The 16370-nt window shown below is 59.7% G+C and carries 17 protein-coding genes; 7 read left to right on the top strand and 10 right to left on the bottom strand.

Annotated features, from left to right (window positions below):
* Nucleotide 1 precedes the first annotated feature (1 nt).
* The 3 genes from AAFO90_RS17930 to AAFO90_RS17920 all read left to right on the top strand — a co-directional run bounded on the left by AAFO90_RS17930 (nt 2) and on the right by AAFO90_RS17920 (nt 3887).
* Nucleotides 2-1423: an L-serine ammonia-lyase gene (locus tag AAFO90_RS17930; protein WP_347510241.1), complete on the top strand. Its 1422-nt coding sequence runs from the start codon at nt 2-4 to the stop codon at nt 1421-1423.
* A gap of 13 nt (nt 1424-1436) precedes the next feature.
* Complete coding sequence (purU, locus tag AAFO90_RS17925) at nt 1437-2297, top strand: formyltetrahydrofolate deformylase (protein WP_347510240.1); 861 nt, start codon at nt 1437-1439, stop codon at nt 2295-2297.
* 228 nt (nt 2298-2525) lie between these two features.
* Nucleotides 2526-3887 carry an ISKra4 family transposase gene (locus AAFO90_RS17920; protein ID WP_347510239.1) on the top strand — a complete coding sequence of 454 codons (1362 nt, stop codon included), beginning with the start codon at nt 2526-2528 and terminating at the stop codon, nt 3885-3887.
* Nucleotides 3888-3921: 34 nt separating this feature from the next.
* On the opposite strand, the gene AAFO90_RS17915 is transcribed toward AAFO90_RS17920, so the two are convergent.
* Together AAFO90_RS17915 and AAFO90_RS17910 are read right to left on the bottom strand one after the other, a co-directional pair.
* Nucleotides 3922-4788 carry a LysR family transcriptional regulator gene (locus AAFO90_RS17915; protein WP_009573532.1) on the bottom strand — a complete coding sequence of 289 codons (867 nt, stop codon included), beginning with the start codon at nt 4786-4788 and terminating at the stop codon, nt 3922-3924.
* On the bottom strand, nt 4785-5780 hold the full coding sequence (locus AAFO90_RS17910; protein ID WP_009573548.1) for an NAD(P)-dependent oxidoreductase: 996 nt from the start codon (nt 5778-5780) through the stop codon (nt 4785-4787). Before AAFO90_RS17910 ends, AAFO90_RS17915 begins: the two co-directional genes overlap by 4 nt.
* Before the next feature lie 133 nt (nt 5781-5913).
* On the opposite strand from AAFO90_RS17910, the gene phnC reads away from it, so the two are divergent.
* From phnC to phnE, 3 genes are read left to right on the top strand one after another with little or no spacing between them, the layout of a single operon-like run.
* Complete coding sequence (gene phnC / locus AAFO90_RS17905; RefSeq protein WP_347510238.1) at nt 5914-6681, top strand: phosphonate ABC transporter ATP-binding protein; 768 nt, start codon at nt 5914-5916, stop codon at nt 6679-6681.
* A gap of 23 nt (nt 6682-6704) precedes the next feature.
* Nucleotides 6705-7580, top strand: a complete 876-nt coding sequence (gene phnD, locus AAFO90_RS17900) for a phosphate/phosphite/phosphonate ABC transporter substrate-binding protein (RefSeq protein WP_347510237.1) — start codon at nt 6705-6707, stop codon at nt 7578-7580.
* 24 nt (nt 7581-7604) lie between these two features.
* Nucleotides 7605-8429, top strand: a complete 825-nt coding sequence (gene phnE, locus AAFO90_RS17895) for a phosphonate ABC transporter, permease protein PhnE (protein WP_347510236.1) — start codon at nt 7605-7607, stop codon at nt 8427-8429.
* Between the two features lie 433 nt (nt 8430-8862).
* Here phnE and AAFO90_RS17890 read toward each other — a convergent pair whose 3' ends face one another.
* From AAFO90_RS17890 to AAFO90_RS17880, 3 genes are all read right to left on the bottom strand, one after another.
* The gene (locus AAFO90_RS17890) at nt 8863-10536 is read right to left on the bottom strand and encodes an IS66 family transposase (RefSeq protein ID WP_347510251.1); all 1674 of its coding nucleotides are present in this window, start codon (nt 10534-10536) and stop codon (nt 8863-8865) included.
* Nucleotides 10537-10600: 64 nt separating this feature from the next.
* On the bottom strand, nt 10601-10954 hold the full coding sequence (gene tnpB, locus AAFO90_RS17885) for an IS66 family insertion sequence element accessory protein TnpB (RefSeq protein WP_347510235.1): 354 nt from the start codon (nt 10952-10954) through the stop codon (nt 10601-10603).
* Nucleotides 10951-11322: a transposase gene (locus AAFO90_RS17880; RefSeq protein WP_347510234.1), complete on the bottom strand. Its 372-nt coding sequence runs from the start codon at nt 11320-11322 to the stop codon at nt 10951-10953. Before AAFO90_RS17880 ends, tnpB begins: the two co-directional genes overlap by 4 nt.
* Between AAFO90_RS17880 and AAFO90_RS17875 the strand changes: the two genes are divergently transcribed.
* The gene (locus AAFO90_RS17875; RefSeq protein ID WP_347510252.1) at nt 11254-11655 is read left to right on the top strand and encodes a hypothetical protein; all 402 of its coding nucleotides are present in this window, start codon (nt 11254-11256) and stop codon (nt 11653-11655) included. The two genes, AAFO90_RS17880 and AAFO90_RS17875, sit on opposite strands and share 69 nt — an antisense overlap.
* 66 nt (nt 11656-11721) lie before the next feature.
* Here the strand turns inward: AAFO90_RS17875 and AAFO90_RS17870 are convergent, their stop codons facing one another.
* The 5 genes from AAFO90_RS17870 to AAFO90_RS17850 form a co-directional block, all read right to left on the bottom strand.
* The gene (locus tag AAFO90_RS17870; protein WP_347510233.1) at nt 11722-12177 is read right to left on the bottom strand and encodes a transposase; all 456 of its coding nucleotides are present in this window, start codon (nt 12175-12177) and stop codon (nt 11722-11724) included.
* A 67-nt stretch (nt 12178-12244) separates the two neighbouring features.
* On the bottom strand, nt 12245-13060 hold the full coding sequence (locus AAFO90_RS17865) for a sugar phosphate isomerase/epimerase family protein (RefSeq protein WP_009573553.1): 816 nt from the start codon (nt 13058-13060) through the stop codon (nt 12245-12247).
* The gene (locus AAFO90_RS17860; protein ID WP_157729113.1) at nt 13020-14258 is read right to left on the bottom strand and encodes an MFS transporter; all 1239 of its coding nucleotides are present in this window, start codon (nt 14256-14258) and stop codon (nt 13020-13022) included. Before AAFO90_RS17860 ends, AAFO90_RS17865 begins: the two co-directional genes overlap by 41 nt.
* The gene (locus AAFO90_RS17855) at nt 14255-15460 is read right to left on the bottom strand and encodes an alpha-D-ribose 1-methylphosphonate 5-triphosphate diphosphatase (RefSeq protein WP_089423493.1); all 1206 of its coding nucleotides are present in this window, start codon (nt 15458-15460) and stop codon (nt 14255-14257) included. The genes AAFO90_RS17860 and AAFO90_RS17855 overlap by 4 nt, the downstream gene beginning before the upstream one ends.
* Before the next feature lie 68 nt (nt 15461-15528).
* The gene (locus AAFO90_RS17850; RefSeq protein ID WP_347510232.1) at nt 15529-16104 is read right to left on the bottom strand and encodes a class I SAM-dependent methyltransferase; all 576 of its coding nucleotides are present in this window, start codon (nt 16102-16104) and stop codon (nt 15529-15531) included.
* Nucleotides 16105-16370: the final 266 nt, after the last annotated feature.

Here is a 16370-nt window from a genome sequence, read left to right as displayed (position 1 = left end):
CATGTTCTTGTCGGTTTTCGACATCTTCAAGATCGGTGTCGGCCCTTCGTCGTCGCACACGATGGGGCCGATGACCGCTGCCGCGCGTTTCCTCGACGATCTGCGCGGCGAGGCCGAAAAAATTCCTGGAGCGGGCACGCTGACCCGCCTAGGGGCGTCACTTCATGGGTCGCTCGCCTTTACCGGCAAGGGCCACGCAACGGACCGCGCGGTCATCCTCGGGCTGATCGGGTATCTGCCTGCCTCGCTTGATCCCGATGCTGCCGAAGAACTTGAGACCGAAGTCCGCCGCATCAAACGCATCAGCCCGCCAGGTCTGGGTACGCTCGATTTCGATCCCGAGAGCGATCTTGTGTTTGATTTTGGCCCACCCTTGCCGGGCCATGCCAACGGGCTCGTCCTGCGCGCTTTCGACGAACGCGGGAATCCCTACATGACGCAGACCTACTATTCGGTCGGCGGTGGATTTGTCGTGACCGAGGCCGAGCTTGAGACCGAAAAGGCCGCCAAGACGAAGACGCTGCACGCCGAGAAAGAGGCGATGGGTTATCCCTATCCTTTCGGGTCAGCAGCCGAGATGCTGGAGATGGGCCGCGCATCGGACAAGAGCATCGCTGAGATGAAACGCGCGAATGAGTGTGCCCATCAGAACATCCAGCCACGCGAGCTGTCGGGTCAGATCACCCGTATCTGCGACGTGATGAACGCCGTTATCGACCGCGGCCTTCGGTTAGACGGCATTCTGCCCGGTGGTCTGAGCGTCAAGCGGCGCGCCAAAGCGATGCACGAACAGCTTCTGGCGGAACGCGGAAACAACCGCAGCCAGCCGCATGTCGCCAATGACTGGCTGTCGGTCTACGCAATGGCCGTGAACGAAGAAAACGCCGCCGGGGGCCGGGTTGTCACCTCGCCCACCAACGGCGCGGCCGGTGTCGTGCCGTCGGTCGTGCGCTATTACCGCGACCACTGCATCGGCGCCACGGATGCAGGTGTGGAAACGATGATGCTGACGGCGTCGGCCATTGGCGGGCTGATCAAGCACCGCGCGTCGATCTCTGGGGCGGAATGTGGCTGTCAGGCCGAAGTTGGCAGCGCCTCGGCCATGGGAGCAGCTGGACTGTGCGCAGCACTTGGTGGCACAAATGAACAGATTGAAAACGCGGCTGAAATCGCGCTTGAGCATCACCTTGGCATGACCTGCGATCCCGCCGCTGGGCTGGTGCAGGTACCCTGTATCGAACGCAACGGTCTGGGGGCCATAAAGGCGGTCAGCGCTGCAAGTCTCGCGCTGCGTGGGGACGGTACACATTTCATGCCGCTCGACAATTGCATCGAGACCATGCGCCAGACCGGCGAAGACATGAACACCAAATACAAGGAGACGAGCCTTGGAGGCCTTGCTGTCAACCTGCCGGAATGCTGAGCCAAATCCAGTTTTGCGGGAGCCATCCGAACCACAATTCATCCTGAAACTATCCTGCGACGCGGCACCGGGGATCGTGGCGGCGGTGACGTCCGCGCTGGCCTCCCAGGGGGCCAATCTCGTCGAGACCGCGCAGTTCTGGGATCGCCAGAGTGATCGCTTTTTCCTACGCGTGGCGTTTCTGGCAGAGGACGGCGATGAGACCCGCATCCTCGACGCGCTCGCACCGATCAAGGTGCAGTTTGATATGGATTTGAACCTCCGCCATACGGCACGCAAGCCGCGCCTGCTCATCATGGTGTCGCGCTTTGATCACGCAATGCTGCATCTTCTGTACCAAGTTCGTGTTGGCTGGCTCGATGCTGAAGTCGTGGCCATCGTTTCGAACCATCCGGATGCGCGCCGCATCGCGGAACACGAAGGCTTGCCCTTTTACCACCTGCCTGTAACCCGTGAAACCAAGGTCGAAGCCGAGGCGGAACTGCTGAAGCTGGTCGAGGAAACAGACGCCGATCTGGTGGTTCTGGCGCGTTACATGCAGGTGCTGTCTGACGAACTTTCGCGCGCGCTGTCGGGGCGGGTGATCAATATTCACCACTCCTTCCTTCCCAGCTTCAAGGGTGCCAAGCCCTATCACCAGGCGCATGAACGTGGGGTCAAGCTCATTGGGGCCACGGCGCACTATGTCACCGCCGACCTCGACGAAGGGCCGATCATCGAGCAGGAGGCTGAGCGAGTCGCCCATTCCATGACCCCGGACGATCTTGTGGCGGTCGGCCGTGATATCGAAGCGCGGGTTCTGGCGCGCGCAGTCAAGATGCACCTTGAAGGACGCGTCATGCTGAGCGGGCAGCGCACGCTGGTTTTTACGTAGCCGCCGACGAACATCACAGTGCCGCATACAGCACTGCGTTGCGCAGACCCGCCGCCCGCTGCGATGACATATGTTGCGTAGCCCTTAATTGTGAGATGAGAAATCCAACGAAATCAACGGCCACCCTTTGCCCTTAAATATGAGATTTTGCGGGAGTGGACAGAACATGGGGGTCGTCGTCGGTGATCTGGCCTGTGCTAAGGTAAGCTCTTTGTATGGGGGGCTGCCATGGACGTACGGATTACAATCGAAACTACCTTCGACAACGGGGAGAAGCGCACTCATCAGCTTGACGGCATTTCTCGACCATACCGGGTGACCTGCCCAGACGGGATCGGGCTGCGCCTCGAGGATGGGAAAAGGATCCTCGAACAGATCCAGAGGGTAATCCTTTACGATCAGGTCGATGAGATCATTCGAGAAAGCCGCGTATGCCCGGATTGCGCCTCGGTTCGTGCCATTCATGACTATCGCACGCGCGATCTCGACACGCTCTTTGGGCGGGTTCGGGTCAAAGCCGCGCACTTGCGCCGCTGTTCGTGTGATGCCAGGTCAGCGGCGATGCCCGGCGGACCTATTTCTCCGCTGGCCTATTTCTTTCCTGACCGGGCTACCCCGGAGCTGCAGCGGCTCCATGCGGAACTCGGGTCCCGGCATTCCTTTCGCGAAGCCGCGCGGCTGATGAAAAGCTTCCTCCCCTGCCATCCGCCCCATCACACCACGGTGCGTGACCGGTTGGGAAGAGTAGCCGCGGGGCTCGAGAAAAGTCGAAGGGCATCAGGCGATCCCGCTGAAGCACTTCCCAAAGGGGGTTTGACGGTTTTTCTGGACGGTGCGCATATCCGCTGTCGACCGGAGTATCAGCAGCGACACCTGGATCTTGTGGTCGGTAAGATTGAAAGTCGCAATATGTGCCGACGATTTGGCTTGGTCGCCAATGCGACGGCATCGCCAGGCAGCCGGATGCGAGAAGAGCTGTCAGACTTTGGATGGAAGCCGGGCCGTCTGTTGACGGTAATCTCTGATGGCGAGCTTGCTCTCCCGAACCTCATACGGAATGCCATGGGTGGCGACGGCCAGGTGAAGCATATCCTCGACTGGTGGCACATCTCGATGCGTATTCGACATGTCGAGGCCGCCGTTCAGGGTCTGGTCCAGATACCGGGATTCACTGGAATTCCGGTGCTGTTCCAGCGCCCCGCGAAAAGCCTTCGCTGGTGGCTGTGGCATGGCAGAGCACGGGTCGCGGAAACTTATCTGAAAGGGCTCATGCACGATTGCACCCGCCTTGCGGAAGAACCTTTGGCTGTCCGCACCGCTGCCGCTCGTGTGCAGGCCCGATGCGGGACACTGTACACCTATCTCGCGAACAACATGGAATCCCTTGTCGACTATGGCCGACGGTACCGTAACGGGCTGCCCATCTCGTCATCTCGTGCCGAAGGATCAGTCGATGACATTGCCAATGCCCGCATGGGAAAGCGCAGAAGGATGCGGTGGTCGCCCAAAGGGGCTCACCGAGTAGCCGTCACAAGGGCCGCAGTTCTCGATGGTCGGCTGACCGTCGCAAACAGAAAACGCGCCGCATGACCCCCATGTTCTGTCCACTCCCCGGGTAGGGTCGTCAGTCGGACTCAAGTAGAAACTTGAAAAGCCGGGCCGCTGGGCCGGTCTCGGCGCTTGATGTGATTTGCGCGATGAAAAACTGCTTTCTCAAAGGCATTCCTTCGAGCCTTGCTCGTGCCAGCGAGCCCGAAGCAATTTCGCCTCGCACCGCCGTCTCCAGCACGATGGACGCGCCCAGACCGGCGGCCACGCTGCGCTTAACTGCCTCGGTCGAGCCCACATTGCCGATGGTGTCGACATCTTCTGCTTGGGGCCCTAGTGCTTCTGTCAGAAGGGTGCCGGTCCCGCTGCCGCGCTCGCCGCCCAGCATCTTGAGCGTCTTGAGTTCGGCAAAGCTGATCTCTTCGCGCGTGGCAAGTGGATGATCGCTTGGCAGGATGACGATCATTTCATCGCTGAGCCAAGGAGCCACCGTTACGGCGGGGTGGGAAATTGGCCACTCCATCGCGGCGATGTCGATCTCTTCGGCCAGCAACATCTGCGCAACGCGAGGGTTTGGGGCTGAGATGACCTCCCATCGCATCTGCGATGATGTCTGTTTGAGAAAGGATGCCAGCGCATCCGGCATGAAGTATGATGCGATGTTGCCGCTGCACCCGATCTTGAGCGACTCGGATAAAACGGCGGCCTGTGCCCTTTGAGTGGATGTAAGAATCTGCTGTGCATGTGGCAGGAGTCGCAGCCCGGCGTCGGTCAGGCGGCTGCCGCTATGGCTGCGCTGGATCAAGGGCGCGCCTAAGTCCTCCTCCAATTTCTTGATATGTTGCGACAGGGTAGGCTGCGCGATGCCGATCCGGACGGCGGCAGTCTGGAAGCTGCCGAGTTCGGCCAGCGCGACGAAGCTTTTGAGAACAGTCGGGTTCACGTCTCGAGCACCTCGGGATTGACGGCGTGGCGCGGCCGCTTGCCAGAAAGAAAGGCGATGATCTCATCGGCGGCCTCGGCTGCAATCTGGCGGCGCACCTCGCTGACTGCCGATCCGATATGCGGTGTCAGAACCGTTTGGTCACAGGCGAGGAGCGCTGGATGAACTTGCCTTGGCCGATCCGGGCGATGCCAATCCTCCATCTCGAACGTGTCCGCGGCATAGCCGGCAAGGCGGCCTGTGTTCAGCGCCTCCACGACGGCGGCCTCATCCACCAACGATCCGCGCGCGGGATTGACCAGATAAGTCCCTTGTTTCATCGCTGCTAGAAAAGATACATTCACGATGTGCTTGGTCTGGTCCGTCAATGGCAGCGCAAGGATGATGAAGTCAGACAGGCGGGTGAGATCATCGAGCGGAGCGTACTGCGCATCGAGAGCTTTTTCCGTCGTGGGGTCGAGGCGATTTTCGTCGAAGTAGATGCGCCGGCCTCGAAAACCCGAAAGGAGCCGCATTGTCTCGCGGCCCACTGCACCGCCGCCGATGATGCCCACGGTCGCGCCTTGCAGGCTGCCACCATAAAAATTGGGCCGCCACCCGGCGAACGTTCCTGACCGTAGATGCGCGTCTCCCGCACGCATGTTCCGTGCGAGCGCAATGCTGAGGCCAATGGCCAACTCGGCCGTCGGCTCGGTCAAAAGGTTCGGAACATAGGTCAACAGCACCCTGGCATCTGTGCAGGCCCGCTGATCAAGATTATCGAAGCCTTTCAATGCGCCGGCAATAATCTTCAATTTGGGGCAGGCGTCCAGAAATGGGCGGTCGACGCACTCGGTCATGAAGGCCATCAACGCCGATGCATCCGCGCAAGCCGCACGCAATTCGTCGTCGGCGAGTGGATCGCGCCCCTCGCTGGTCACGACATCCCCGTGCGCTGAAAGGCGTGCCAGCGTCTCATCTTCGATCCAGTTGGGCACTACAATTTTGACCATTATCCAACATCCTTAGCTGCGATTTTCCAATCACTAACAGCAAGGAACATATATCGCAATATGTAATAAAACTGTCATATATATTGCGTATCAAAGAACTAACAGAAGGAGAATCGGTGCGATGGATGGGTCAATGAGTATTATGGGACGTGATATTCTGAGCGTCGACGATGTCGAAGTCGTGTACCCGAACGGCACACGCGCACTCAATAAGACCACCTGCCAATTCATGGACGGGGAAGTGACCGTCCTTCTTGGTCCGTCGGGCGCCGGTAAGTCTACGCTTCTTCGCACTCTCAACCTGCTGACCCAGCCAAGCGCAGGACATATCGTGACATCGGCGGGCCAGCAGTTGAAGTCGCGCCGCGATATCCGGTTTCATCGGCGCGACACCGCCATGATCTTTCAGCAGCACCAACTGATCGGCCGCCTGAGCGCTCTGCGCAATGTCCTCATGGCGCGTCTCGGTCGCCATTCTGTCTGGAGCAGTTTGGCAGGCTTTTCGCGCGCCGAGAAACACCTTGCGCTGGAATCTCTCAGCCGCGTGGGCCTCTTTGACAAGGCGCTGACACGCTGTGACAGCCTGTCAGGTGGCCAGCAGCAGCGCGTCGGCATTGCGCGCGCGCTCACGCAGGAGCCAAAGCTGATCCTCGCGGACGAGCCTATCGCATCGCTCGATCCGGCATCTTCGGACCGGGTGATGAAAATCTTGCGCGACGTCTGCCGCGAAGACCGAATTCCCGTCATCGTCAGCCTTCACCAGCTCGATTTTGCCAAGGCCTATGCCGACCGCATCATCGGCCTTTCTGACGGCAACATAGTTTTTGACGGACCGCCCTCGGCGCTGGACGGCGCCGCGCTGACGCGCATCTACGACGCGCCGACCGACACGACCACCTGATCTTTCAACTCTTGGAGACTGCCATGAAAACCTTTGCAACTCTCACAGCCATGCTGCTTGCCACAACCGCCGCGTTCGCTGCGGGCGATCATGATCCGGACACTTTGCGCGTCGCGCTGCTTCCGGATGAAAACGCCTCGACCGTGATCCAGGATAACAAGCCGCTGGCCGCGTATCTCGAAGAGAAGCTCGGCAAGGATATCGAGCTGATCGTCACGACCGACTACTCCTCGATGATCGAGGCGATGCGCTTCGGGCGCGTGGATGTCGCGTATTTTGGGCCCGCCTCCTACACGATCGCCAAGGCCAAGATGGCGGATGGTGATCTGGACATCGAGCCCTTCGCCGCGCGCGTGACGGATGGCAGCACCACCTACCAGTCGGTCCTCATTGCCAATGTCGAAAGCGGTATCGACTCGATCGACGATATCGAAGGGTCGGGTATTGATGTGGCTTTTGGCGACCAGGCCTCCACCTCGAGCCACTTCGCGCCGAAATACACGATGATGCTCGAAGGCGTGACAGAGGGCGATGACTATAAACAGAACTTCACGGGCGCGCATGACGCGGTCGCGCGCAACGTCGAGCTGGGCAATGCTGCCGTCGGCGGTCTGAGCCGTCCGATCTACGAGAGCCTGCTTGCCAAGGGATCGGTTGATGAATCGAAGTTAGTCGTCATCGGCTACTCCGCCGATATCCCACAATACCCTTGGGTTCTGCGCACCGACATGACCGAGACGCTCGAAGGCTCGATCAAGGACGCTTTCCTGACCTTGGAGCGCGGGACCGAAGCAGGCGATGCAGTGCTGAAGCCCTTCAAGGCCGATGCCTTCGCAGCGATCACGGATGCCGACTACGACATCATTCGTGACATCCGCAAGAACCTGCAAGCCGACTGAGACTGCCCGGACTAGGAGACTGCCATGACCCGCCTCTTGACTGCCCAGCCTGCGCTGACCAACGCTGAAGATGTGCTGGCCGAGGACAGCAAGGGGCGGCGAAAGCTGCTCTTGCAAATCGCCGTTGTCGCCGCGATCGTCATTGCATCGCTATGGATGACTGGGATGCTGGATCGGAGCCGGCTGGCCAACGGCCTGCCGGCCATCGGCATCCTCGGCACCGAGATGTTCCCGCCGGATTTCGGCCGTTGGCGCGATTGGGTAGGGCCTCTCGTCGAGACGTTGGCGATGTCTGTCGCGGGCACGGCGCTCGCCGTAGCACTTTCTCTGCCACTCGGGTTTCTGGCCGCACGGAACACGTCGCCCAACAAGGTAGTCTACCAAGTCGCGCGGGTTGTCCTGAACACGCTCCGCTCGATCCCGGAATTGATCATGGGTATCATCTTTGTCGCAGCCGTCGGTTTTGGCATGTTGCCGGGTGTCTTGGCGCTTGGCCTCCATTCGGTCGGAATGGTCGGCAAATTCTTTGCTGAGGCCATTGAGCACGCGCACCCCGCACCGATAGAAGCAACCGAGGCGTCGGGAGCCACGTCAATGCAAGTCATCTTACACGGTGTCCTGCCGCAGGTGTTCCCGCAATTCGCAGATGTGAGCATGTATCGCTGGGAGTATAATTTCCGAGCCTCGACCGTTATGGGGATGGTCGGTGCAGGCGGTATCGGCACCGAGCTCGTCGGCTCGCTCCGCCTTCTGGACTACCCACAGGTGTCAGCGGTTTTGCTGGTCATCCTCGCCTGTGTGACCGTTGTGGATATACTCAGCAATATGCTCCGTGCGAAGTTCCGGTGATTTAAGCAGATGCCAAGGTGATTTGCTCGAACAATGAGCCATCACCTCAACGGTTCAGTTTTCTTTCATGCCAGCTTGTTGCATGGGTCAAAATATGGGTGCAGGCGCCCCTTTCCCCGAACGACTATGCGGCACGTTTGAAGACCGCATGACCGAGGCGGGTCATGCGGTTGAGGGTCTTTGTGGCGCCCGATCTGGGCTTCGACGAGGGCTCTGCGATTGTATCCCGTTGCTGACTACCCTGCCATTCGGCCATGCTCGGCGATATGCTCTATGTGAGCGTTGCGCCCATCGCGTAGGCCGGGAACAGCGGTAATTAGTGGCGGGATGGTGATCTGTATGCGCCGTTTCCGGCCCATTGATTTTGCTATTGCGGCCGGCCTGTCTACCGCTTTCTTCGCACTGTGAGCTCGTCGGGGAGTCCCGGACGAGGTCATTTTGAGGGGATGAGGTGCTGCGTGTAAGCCCATGGCATCAGAGCGTCGATGTCCTTGGCCGGATGGCCATTTGCGATGCTGACGAACAGGTCGCGCAGGTAGGCGTAGGGTTCGACGTTATTCATCTTGCAGGTGCCAATCAGACTGGCGAAGCGGGCCCAATTGCGGCCGCCCTCGTCATGCCCTGCGAACAATGCATTGCGGCGGTTCATGGCCGGGCTGCGGATGGCGTTTTCCACCAGGTTGGAGTCGATGTCGACGTGACCATCATCGAGGAACAGACGGAAGCCATCCTGCCGTTTCAGCATATAGGCCATGGCCTCGCCGAGGTCGGACTTGCGCGACACGCGCTTGGCCTGTGCCGCCAACCAGGTGAAGAACGCATCGACCAAGGGGCGCGACAATTCCTGCCGAACAGCCTGACGACGATCCGGGCCTGACCCGCGGATGGCGTCCTCGACCTTGTAGAGCGCCGCGATGCGCACCAATGCTTCGTCGACAATGGGCGAGCCCTTCTTCGGCTTGGCCTTGATCAGTTTGCGTCGGCCGTGCGCCCAGCAGAAGGCCAGCCGCAGTGGATCGCCACCTGTGCGCTTGGGTGTTGCTAGGTGAGAATAGCCGCCGTAGGCATCGACTTGGATCGTGCCATTGAAGCCAGCGAGGATTTCGGCGGCATATTCTCCTTTACGCCCAGGCCGGTAATGGAACACGACTCCAGGCGGCGCGGTGCCACCCCAGCCTCGGTCATCGCGCAAGACCGCCCAAAGATAGCCGGTCTTCGTCTTTCCCTTCCCCGGGTCCAGCACCGGGGCGGCCGTTTCATCGACGTAAAGCCGTGTGCTGTCGGCCAGCAGCCGTTTTGCCATGTGGTCAACCACGGGGGCAATCAGGGCACCTGTCCGGCCCATCCAGTCGGCCAGCACCGACCGGTCAATTGGAACCCCGTGCCGAGCCATCACCACGGCCTGCCGGTTCAGTGGCATGTGCTCGGAATGTTTGGAGACTGCGATCTGGGCCAAGAGCGGCTCGGTGGGCCAACTGCCCTCCAGCAGATGCGCCGGCGCCTTGGCTTGCACCACGCCCGTGCGCCCCTTGGGGCATGCATATTTGGGACGGACCGTCACGATCACCTGATAGCGCGCCGGAATGTAATCCAGCCGTTCGGTTCGGTCTTCGCCGATCCGGACCATGTCGCCGCAGCCGCAGGGGCAGGCAATGCTGTCAGGCTCGAGCACACGTTCGATACGCGGGAGACTTTCCGGCAGGGCCCGCACCTTGCGCGGTTCCCGTGGCTTGCGCTTTTCAGGGTCGGGCTCGCTGGCCGCGATCCTGTCCTCGACAGCCGCAATTTGTGCCTGCGTCTCGGCAATCGCAGTTTCCAGATCTTCCAGCGCCAGTTCTAGTTGTGCCGGGTCCAGCTTCTCCGATTTCGGCCCGAACTTCGTGCGTCGATAATCCTGAACCTGACCTTCCAGCTTCGCGATCAGGTCCTTCAGCTCGACGATGAAGGCCTCCTTCTCCGCCACCACCGCCTGCTCATGCTGACGCGCAGCTCGCTCGACCCGCGCCTCAAACTGCGCTGCTTCCAGCGCCGCAGTCTGGGCGGAGAAGGCTTGCACCACCTCGGGCGGCAGGTCAGGGAATTGGCTGAGATCGAGTGATTGCGACATGCGCTTTTCTACCCGATCCGGGATAGAAAGCCCAATAAAACAAAGCCAAAACTGGCCAGATGAGTCATCCTGCCACAGCCGGCGGCAATACCCGTTGCGCCACCACCCGCCGCCAATCCAGACCTTCGAATAGCGCTTCAAATTGCGCCCGCGACAGCCGCATCACCCCATCCTGCACTTTCGGCCAAGAGAAGCTGCCCTGTTCCAGGACCTTGTAGGTCAGCACCATTCCGCTGCCATCCCAGACCAGGATCTTCAACCGGTCCCCGCGCTTCGACCTAAACACCACCGTCACCCCGGAATGCGGGTCGAGCTTCAGCTCCGTCTGCACGATCAGCGCCAGCGCCTGGTGGCCACAGCGGAAGTCGACCGGCTTTGTCGCAATCAGGATCGGCAGACGCTGACCCGCGACGATCATGCCGCCCCGCGCAATGCACGCACCAGCGCCGCCGCCCGTTCCACCGCAACATCGCCAGGAATGCGCAAGCGCAGGTCCGGTCCAAACTCGACCGTCATCATGCCCGCCGCATCCGAGCTTGTCTCAACCAACGCCCCGCAATCGGAGAGTGGTTCTGCTTCGCAAGCGACAGCCAAAGGCACAAACATCGGCTCAGGCCCTTGGGGAGCAGGAAGACCAGCCAAGATCTCGGCAGGCACGGCCAGCAGACCCTGCCGGGCATGACGGCGCCAGTCAGAAAGCTGGTGCGGTATAAGGCCATGGCGACGGGCGACATCCACAACCCGGCTCCCGGGCTGAAAGCTCTCCGCAACAATCCGCGCCTTCACATGATCAGGCCACCGGCGGTTCCCCCGCCGAGGCTCAACAACATCACACCGCCCGACAAACCCATCCCCACCATCCGCCATGCAAGACCTCCATCAAACCATGCAGATCTTCTCGCAGGCGCGTCACCCAACAAAAACGCCCGAAATCAATGGGACGGAGACGCCGCATACGGTGATCTCGACATCGGGTCAGAACTTTTGGGTCAAGCAATCGGAAACTACGGTGCCATCATAAGCGGCGTCCGCCAGAACGCGGGTCACCTGGCTTGCGATCCCCACGATGAGGTCGGGCAAGGCGGTTTCGTCGCCGATCTGGTCTGTGGTCAACAGTGAGGCGACGATCTCACCGCTGTCCGGGTCATACCCGATGTGCAGTTGACGCCAGGATTTGCGGGTCTTTCACGTGCCATGCTTTTCGTCCTGCCAGCCCGAACCGCGATGGATCTTCAGGCCTGTGCTATCCACGATCAGCGTGGTGGTGCCACTGGATTGTGGCCTTTCGTCCACGACCGAGAGGTCAATCGCCCGCCGCGATAAGGTCGAGAAGTCTGGAACCGGCAACTCCACGCCCATCAGTCCAAGTAGCGACCGGACGAACTCTTGGGTCTGATGCAACGGCTGGTGAAAGATCAGCCCCCGCGTCAGACACGTCTCAATCGCGAAGTCCGAATATTTTGGCTGACCACCGCGACCCTTTCGCTTCGGCGCTGACCATCGCCCGGCAGCCCCGGCCTCAAGCCAGATCGTAACGTCTCCGCGACGGCGCAGAGCCTCGTTGAAATCCGACCAATTCGTCACCGTGTATTTCGCCTTGGAAAACTTATCGCGTCGACCAGCGTTGAATATATGCGGCATAGGGCGCTACCTTGAGGATATCAGAACCGGCGTCTTCGCCAAAATCCGCGACCCATGCAACAAGCTGTCAAATCACCACACCAAGATCACTCAGCGCGCGAAATCCCTTCGGAATGTCCGCATTATCACGCAGTTCCAGCACGAGGTGCGGGTCGCTTTCGCAAGCAGCCAAGGCACGGAAGACAGCTGTCCATTCGATTTCCCCTTCCCCCGGGGCCCAGTGGCGGTCGGCATGGCCATCGACGTCTTGCAGGTGGACATGGGCAAGCTGCGCACCGGCATCAGTGATAAAGTCAGCGACGGGTGGGGCGCCAGACATGCGACGGGCTAACTGAGCGTGCCCGGTGTCGATGGAAAGTGCGATTGCTTGTGAGCCAAAGCCATCCACCATCGCGCGACGTGTTTCTGGGCGAACGTCCTGAATGTTTTCGATCACAAGAGTGATGCCCATGTTTTCGGCTGCGCGCACGACGGGGTCTAGAATTTGATGGATGCGGCCAATCTTGCTTTCGGCGTAGCCCGGAAAGCTGAAGAAGTTGTTCTGATACCAAGCCGTGTAAGGGGAATGCAGGACCATCTGGCGCGCGCCGATCCGATCCGCGGCCTCGAGAGCTTTGAGGAACCGCGCAGTAATGATCGGGCGCAGTTCCGAGTCTTTGTTGTCGATATCCAGACCTTCAAAGGGCCCATGAATGCCAAGGCGTCCAGTATGCCCATCAAGCGCCGTCTTGGCGGCGGCAATGCGATCGTCGAATCCGGTGGTTAGCGCGACATGGGACATGAAATCCTGTAGTTCGATATCGCGGGCGGCATCAAACAGCCAATCGCGGTGGTCTGCAATCTCAGATGTTTTCAGGCAGGCGCCTATTTTGAGCGGGGTCATGTCTGTGGGTCCTTGGGTCGGGAATAAACATATAGGTAGCGATGGCACAGCAAAGACACAGGGCCATGACAGCAAAAGACCACCAGCCGCCGTAGGTTTGTGTGGTCCATGCAAAAGCAAAAGGGGCGGAGGCGTTGATCCCCATTTGCACGAAGGAGATCCACCCCAGTCGTGCACCGTAACCTTTGGTACCGAATAGCGCCAAAGGCAGGGTACCGCGCGCGATGGTTTTGATCCCGTCGCCCATTCCGTAAAGTGCGGCCGCAAGCAGTAGTCCAGTTAACGTAAATCCGAAGATCAACAGGACGACAAAGCCAGAAAACATCAGGCCGAGGCTAAGCGCATAGGTCACCAATGGGTACATGCTGCGACTGACCAACATCTCAAAAAACCGGCCCACGGTTTTGAACGGGCCGATGACGGCACCGGCGAAGGCTGCCATGGCTGCCGTATGGCCCAAGTCCTGAACATTGGTCACCCAAAGTGTCATAACAGCGCCCATCAGGTAGCCTGAAAAAACGAAAGAAACGACCATCCACAACATTGCCTGCTTGCGCAGGTGCCCGGTCAGTTCGGGCCAGTCCGGCGCATTGTCAGGTTTGGGTGCATCGGCCTCGCGTTCAGGCCCGCGCAAGACAAAGAAGTGGATCGGTGTGCATATCAGCAAGGCACTGAAGCCGAGGATCACCCATGTTGTTTCCCAACCGTACCAATTAAACAGCGCGAGAGTCAGCGGCCAGAAAATAGTCGAGGCGACCCCGCCAAACAGCGTGATGACAGAAATCGAGCGTTGCGGCGGAACGCCTAGATCCAGTCGCGCCACACTGGCAAAGGCTACATTATACAGCACGAACATGCCCGCGCCTTCGGCCACCAGGATCAGCACAAATAACCCGATCCGCCCTTCAATTTGGCTCATCGCCATCAGCGCAAGGCTGGCCACGATCGAGCCCAGTGTCATCACCCAGCGACCGCCACAGTGGTCCACCAGTTTTCCGGCAATGGGTGAGACCAGGCCGCCAAAGAAAAGGCCCAGCGACAGAATACCGAATACCTCTGACAGGGTCAGTCCAAGATCCCTTGCCATTTCTGGTAAGAGCACCGCATAGGCGTACATCAACGTCCCGTACCCCATGATCTGGGTTACGCCGAGTCCAATGGCAGGAATATAATCGCGGTTCGGTCTTGGCAGGTTCATCCAGCCGGTATACCGCGATAGGCGCAACGGCCCGCAACCCATGTCCCCTGAATGGCTGGGACAGAGCCGTCGGGCCAATCCACCAGAACAAGGTCTGCGCGCTTACCAACAGTGATGTCGCCCCGGTCGGGCAAACCCATTGCGCGTGCGGGGCCAGATGAGACGAGCGACCAAAGCGCAAGGCGATCCGCGCGGCGCTCTGCGTCAAGCTTGGCAATTGCGGCCAGCATGGCGGGGTAGAAATAATCCGAAGCTAGCGCATCGCACAGACCGGCCTCCACCATGTCACCCGCACCAAGCGAGCCTATATGGCTCCCTCCACGGGCGGCATTCGGCGCGCCAAAGACTATCGGATCACCACCTTTGCGGGCCGCTTCTGCTGCCTCCATCACCATCGGAAATTCCGCCACTCCTGCGCCAAGCTCGCGGAAATAGGCGCGGGTTTCCGCCCGTGTATCATCGTGGCTTAGCATGGGCGCTCCTGCTGTACGGGCCATCTGTGCAACCGATGCGATCGCGTCGGGCACCTCGCTGCGCCGATCCCAGACGTGGCCCAGGAGCGCGATATAGTCTTCCTCGCTCAGCCCTGCGCGATGGGCTTTGGAAGCGGTGCGCTTTTTCATTCGCGCGTCGTCTAAAGAGGCGATTGAAAAATCCGGGGACAGCTCAAAAGCGCGGTCCTGAATTGGGACGTCATAGGCCCTCATGGTCATGGACGTGTGGTCATTGAATGCCACGGAAGGCAATAGTGGCCCCGCAAGCGCCCATTCGATCACGTCCAAAGCCTCGAACGCGAAGGTTTCCCACCGAAGCTGCACCCGGTTTTCCACGGTCAGCCGCGCGGCCAGATCGCGCATGGCTTGCATGAGTTCGCGGCCGCGTGCCACATCGCGCAACCCCGGCTCCCATCCCAGCGTTATGGCGTGATAAGCGGTGGCAATCCCGTTGGTTGCAAGTTGACGGTCAGTGTCGATGAGCGCCGTTTCGGTTGGGAAGAAAACCCCTGGACGGGGCATCAGCTGGCGTTCGAACGCATCGCCATGTACGTCGATCAGGGCAGGGGCCAATATCAATCCACGTGCGTCGATCACCTCGCCTTGCGCGCGGCCACCTAATTCGACGATCTTGCCATTGCTAATGGCAACAGTCGTCTCAGTGATCTCGCCGGGCAGGTAGACTTGTGCGCCTTCAAAGGTAATCATTCAAAGTCTTTCCATTGTCAGATGCCAGTGGAAAGACCCCGGCTTTTCGTGTTCACGGTCGTCAAGCTTCAGGCATTCAAAGCCCAAAACAGGGCCAACAGATCTGCCGCCGCGCAAAAGTAATGCGGGTGCATTTTGTCCGTACCGGGCGCATCAAAAACCCATGCGTTGCGGCTGATTTCACGACCTGCGTATTTTGCCTGCTCATGCGGCAGGCGACGTTTGGACAACATAGTCCCCATAAAACTGCCGCCGGGCTTCAGCACGCGACGAATTTCGGCAATTGTGCGCAGCAGGATATCTTCGTCGCCATGGTAGATCACGTTCCAGCTGAGCACGTGGTCAAAGGCGTGATCCTTGAACGGCAGCGCATCCATGCGGGCCAGAACTGTTTCTACGCCACCGGCCTTTTCAATCTCTGCCAACCCGTCGGGCGCGGCATCCAACGCGATCATGTCAAAGCCCTGGGATGCCAGCCAAAGTGCGTGACGCCCCACGCCCGCCCCCAGATCAAGAATGCGTGCGCCTTGTGCCAGACCAGCCGCCCATTCTTGCACGTCCTTCTCTGGCGTCAGCCACTTGCTATCTTCTTCGATGGATTTCCATTGGTCATTCCAATGCTGGTCAGCTGTATCCGATTTCACCGTTGTTCTCCAATAATTTTAGTGCGGGCCCAGCCGCTGACGAGCTCGATCCCGATCACAACAACTGCGATCATCAAGATCACGGTCATCGCTGTGGGGTAATCGAAAAGGTCAAAACCAACTTTAAGCTCGATCCCAATCCTGGTCGTGTCGCGAATGCTGTGGAAATTCCCTGGCGGCGCGCTCCGGGCATGTGAAGGGTCGGTGTTTTAGGCTGCGAGGTCAAGGGGCATGGGTTCGAGGGGCTGAGAGAGGGTTTCCCAGCC

The organism is Phaeobacter sp. CAU 1743 (assembly GCF_039839315.1).
In the GTDB taxonomy this organism is placed as follows: domain Bacteria; phylum Pseudomonadota; class Alphaproteobacteria; order Rhodobacterales; family Rhodobacteraceae; genus Phycobacter; species Phycobacter gallaeciensis_A.
The sequence above is the reverse complement of the archived record's forward strand: the minus strand, read 5'-3'. Positions and strand labels throughout refer to the sequence as shown.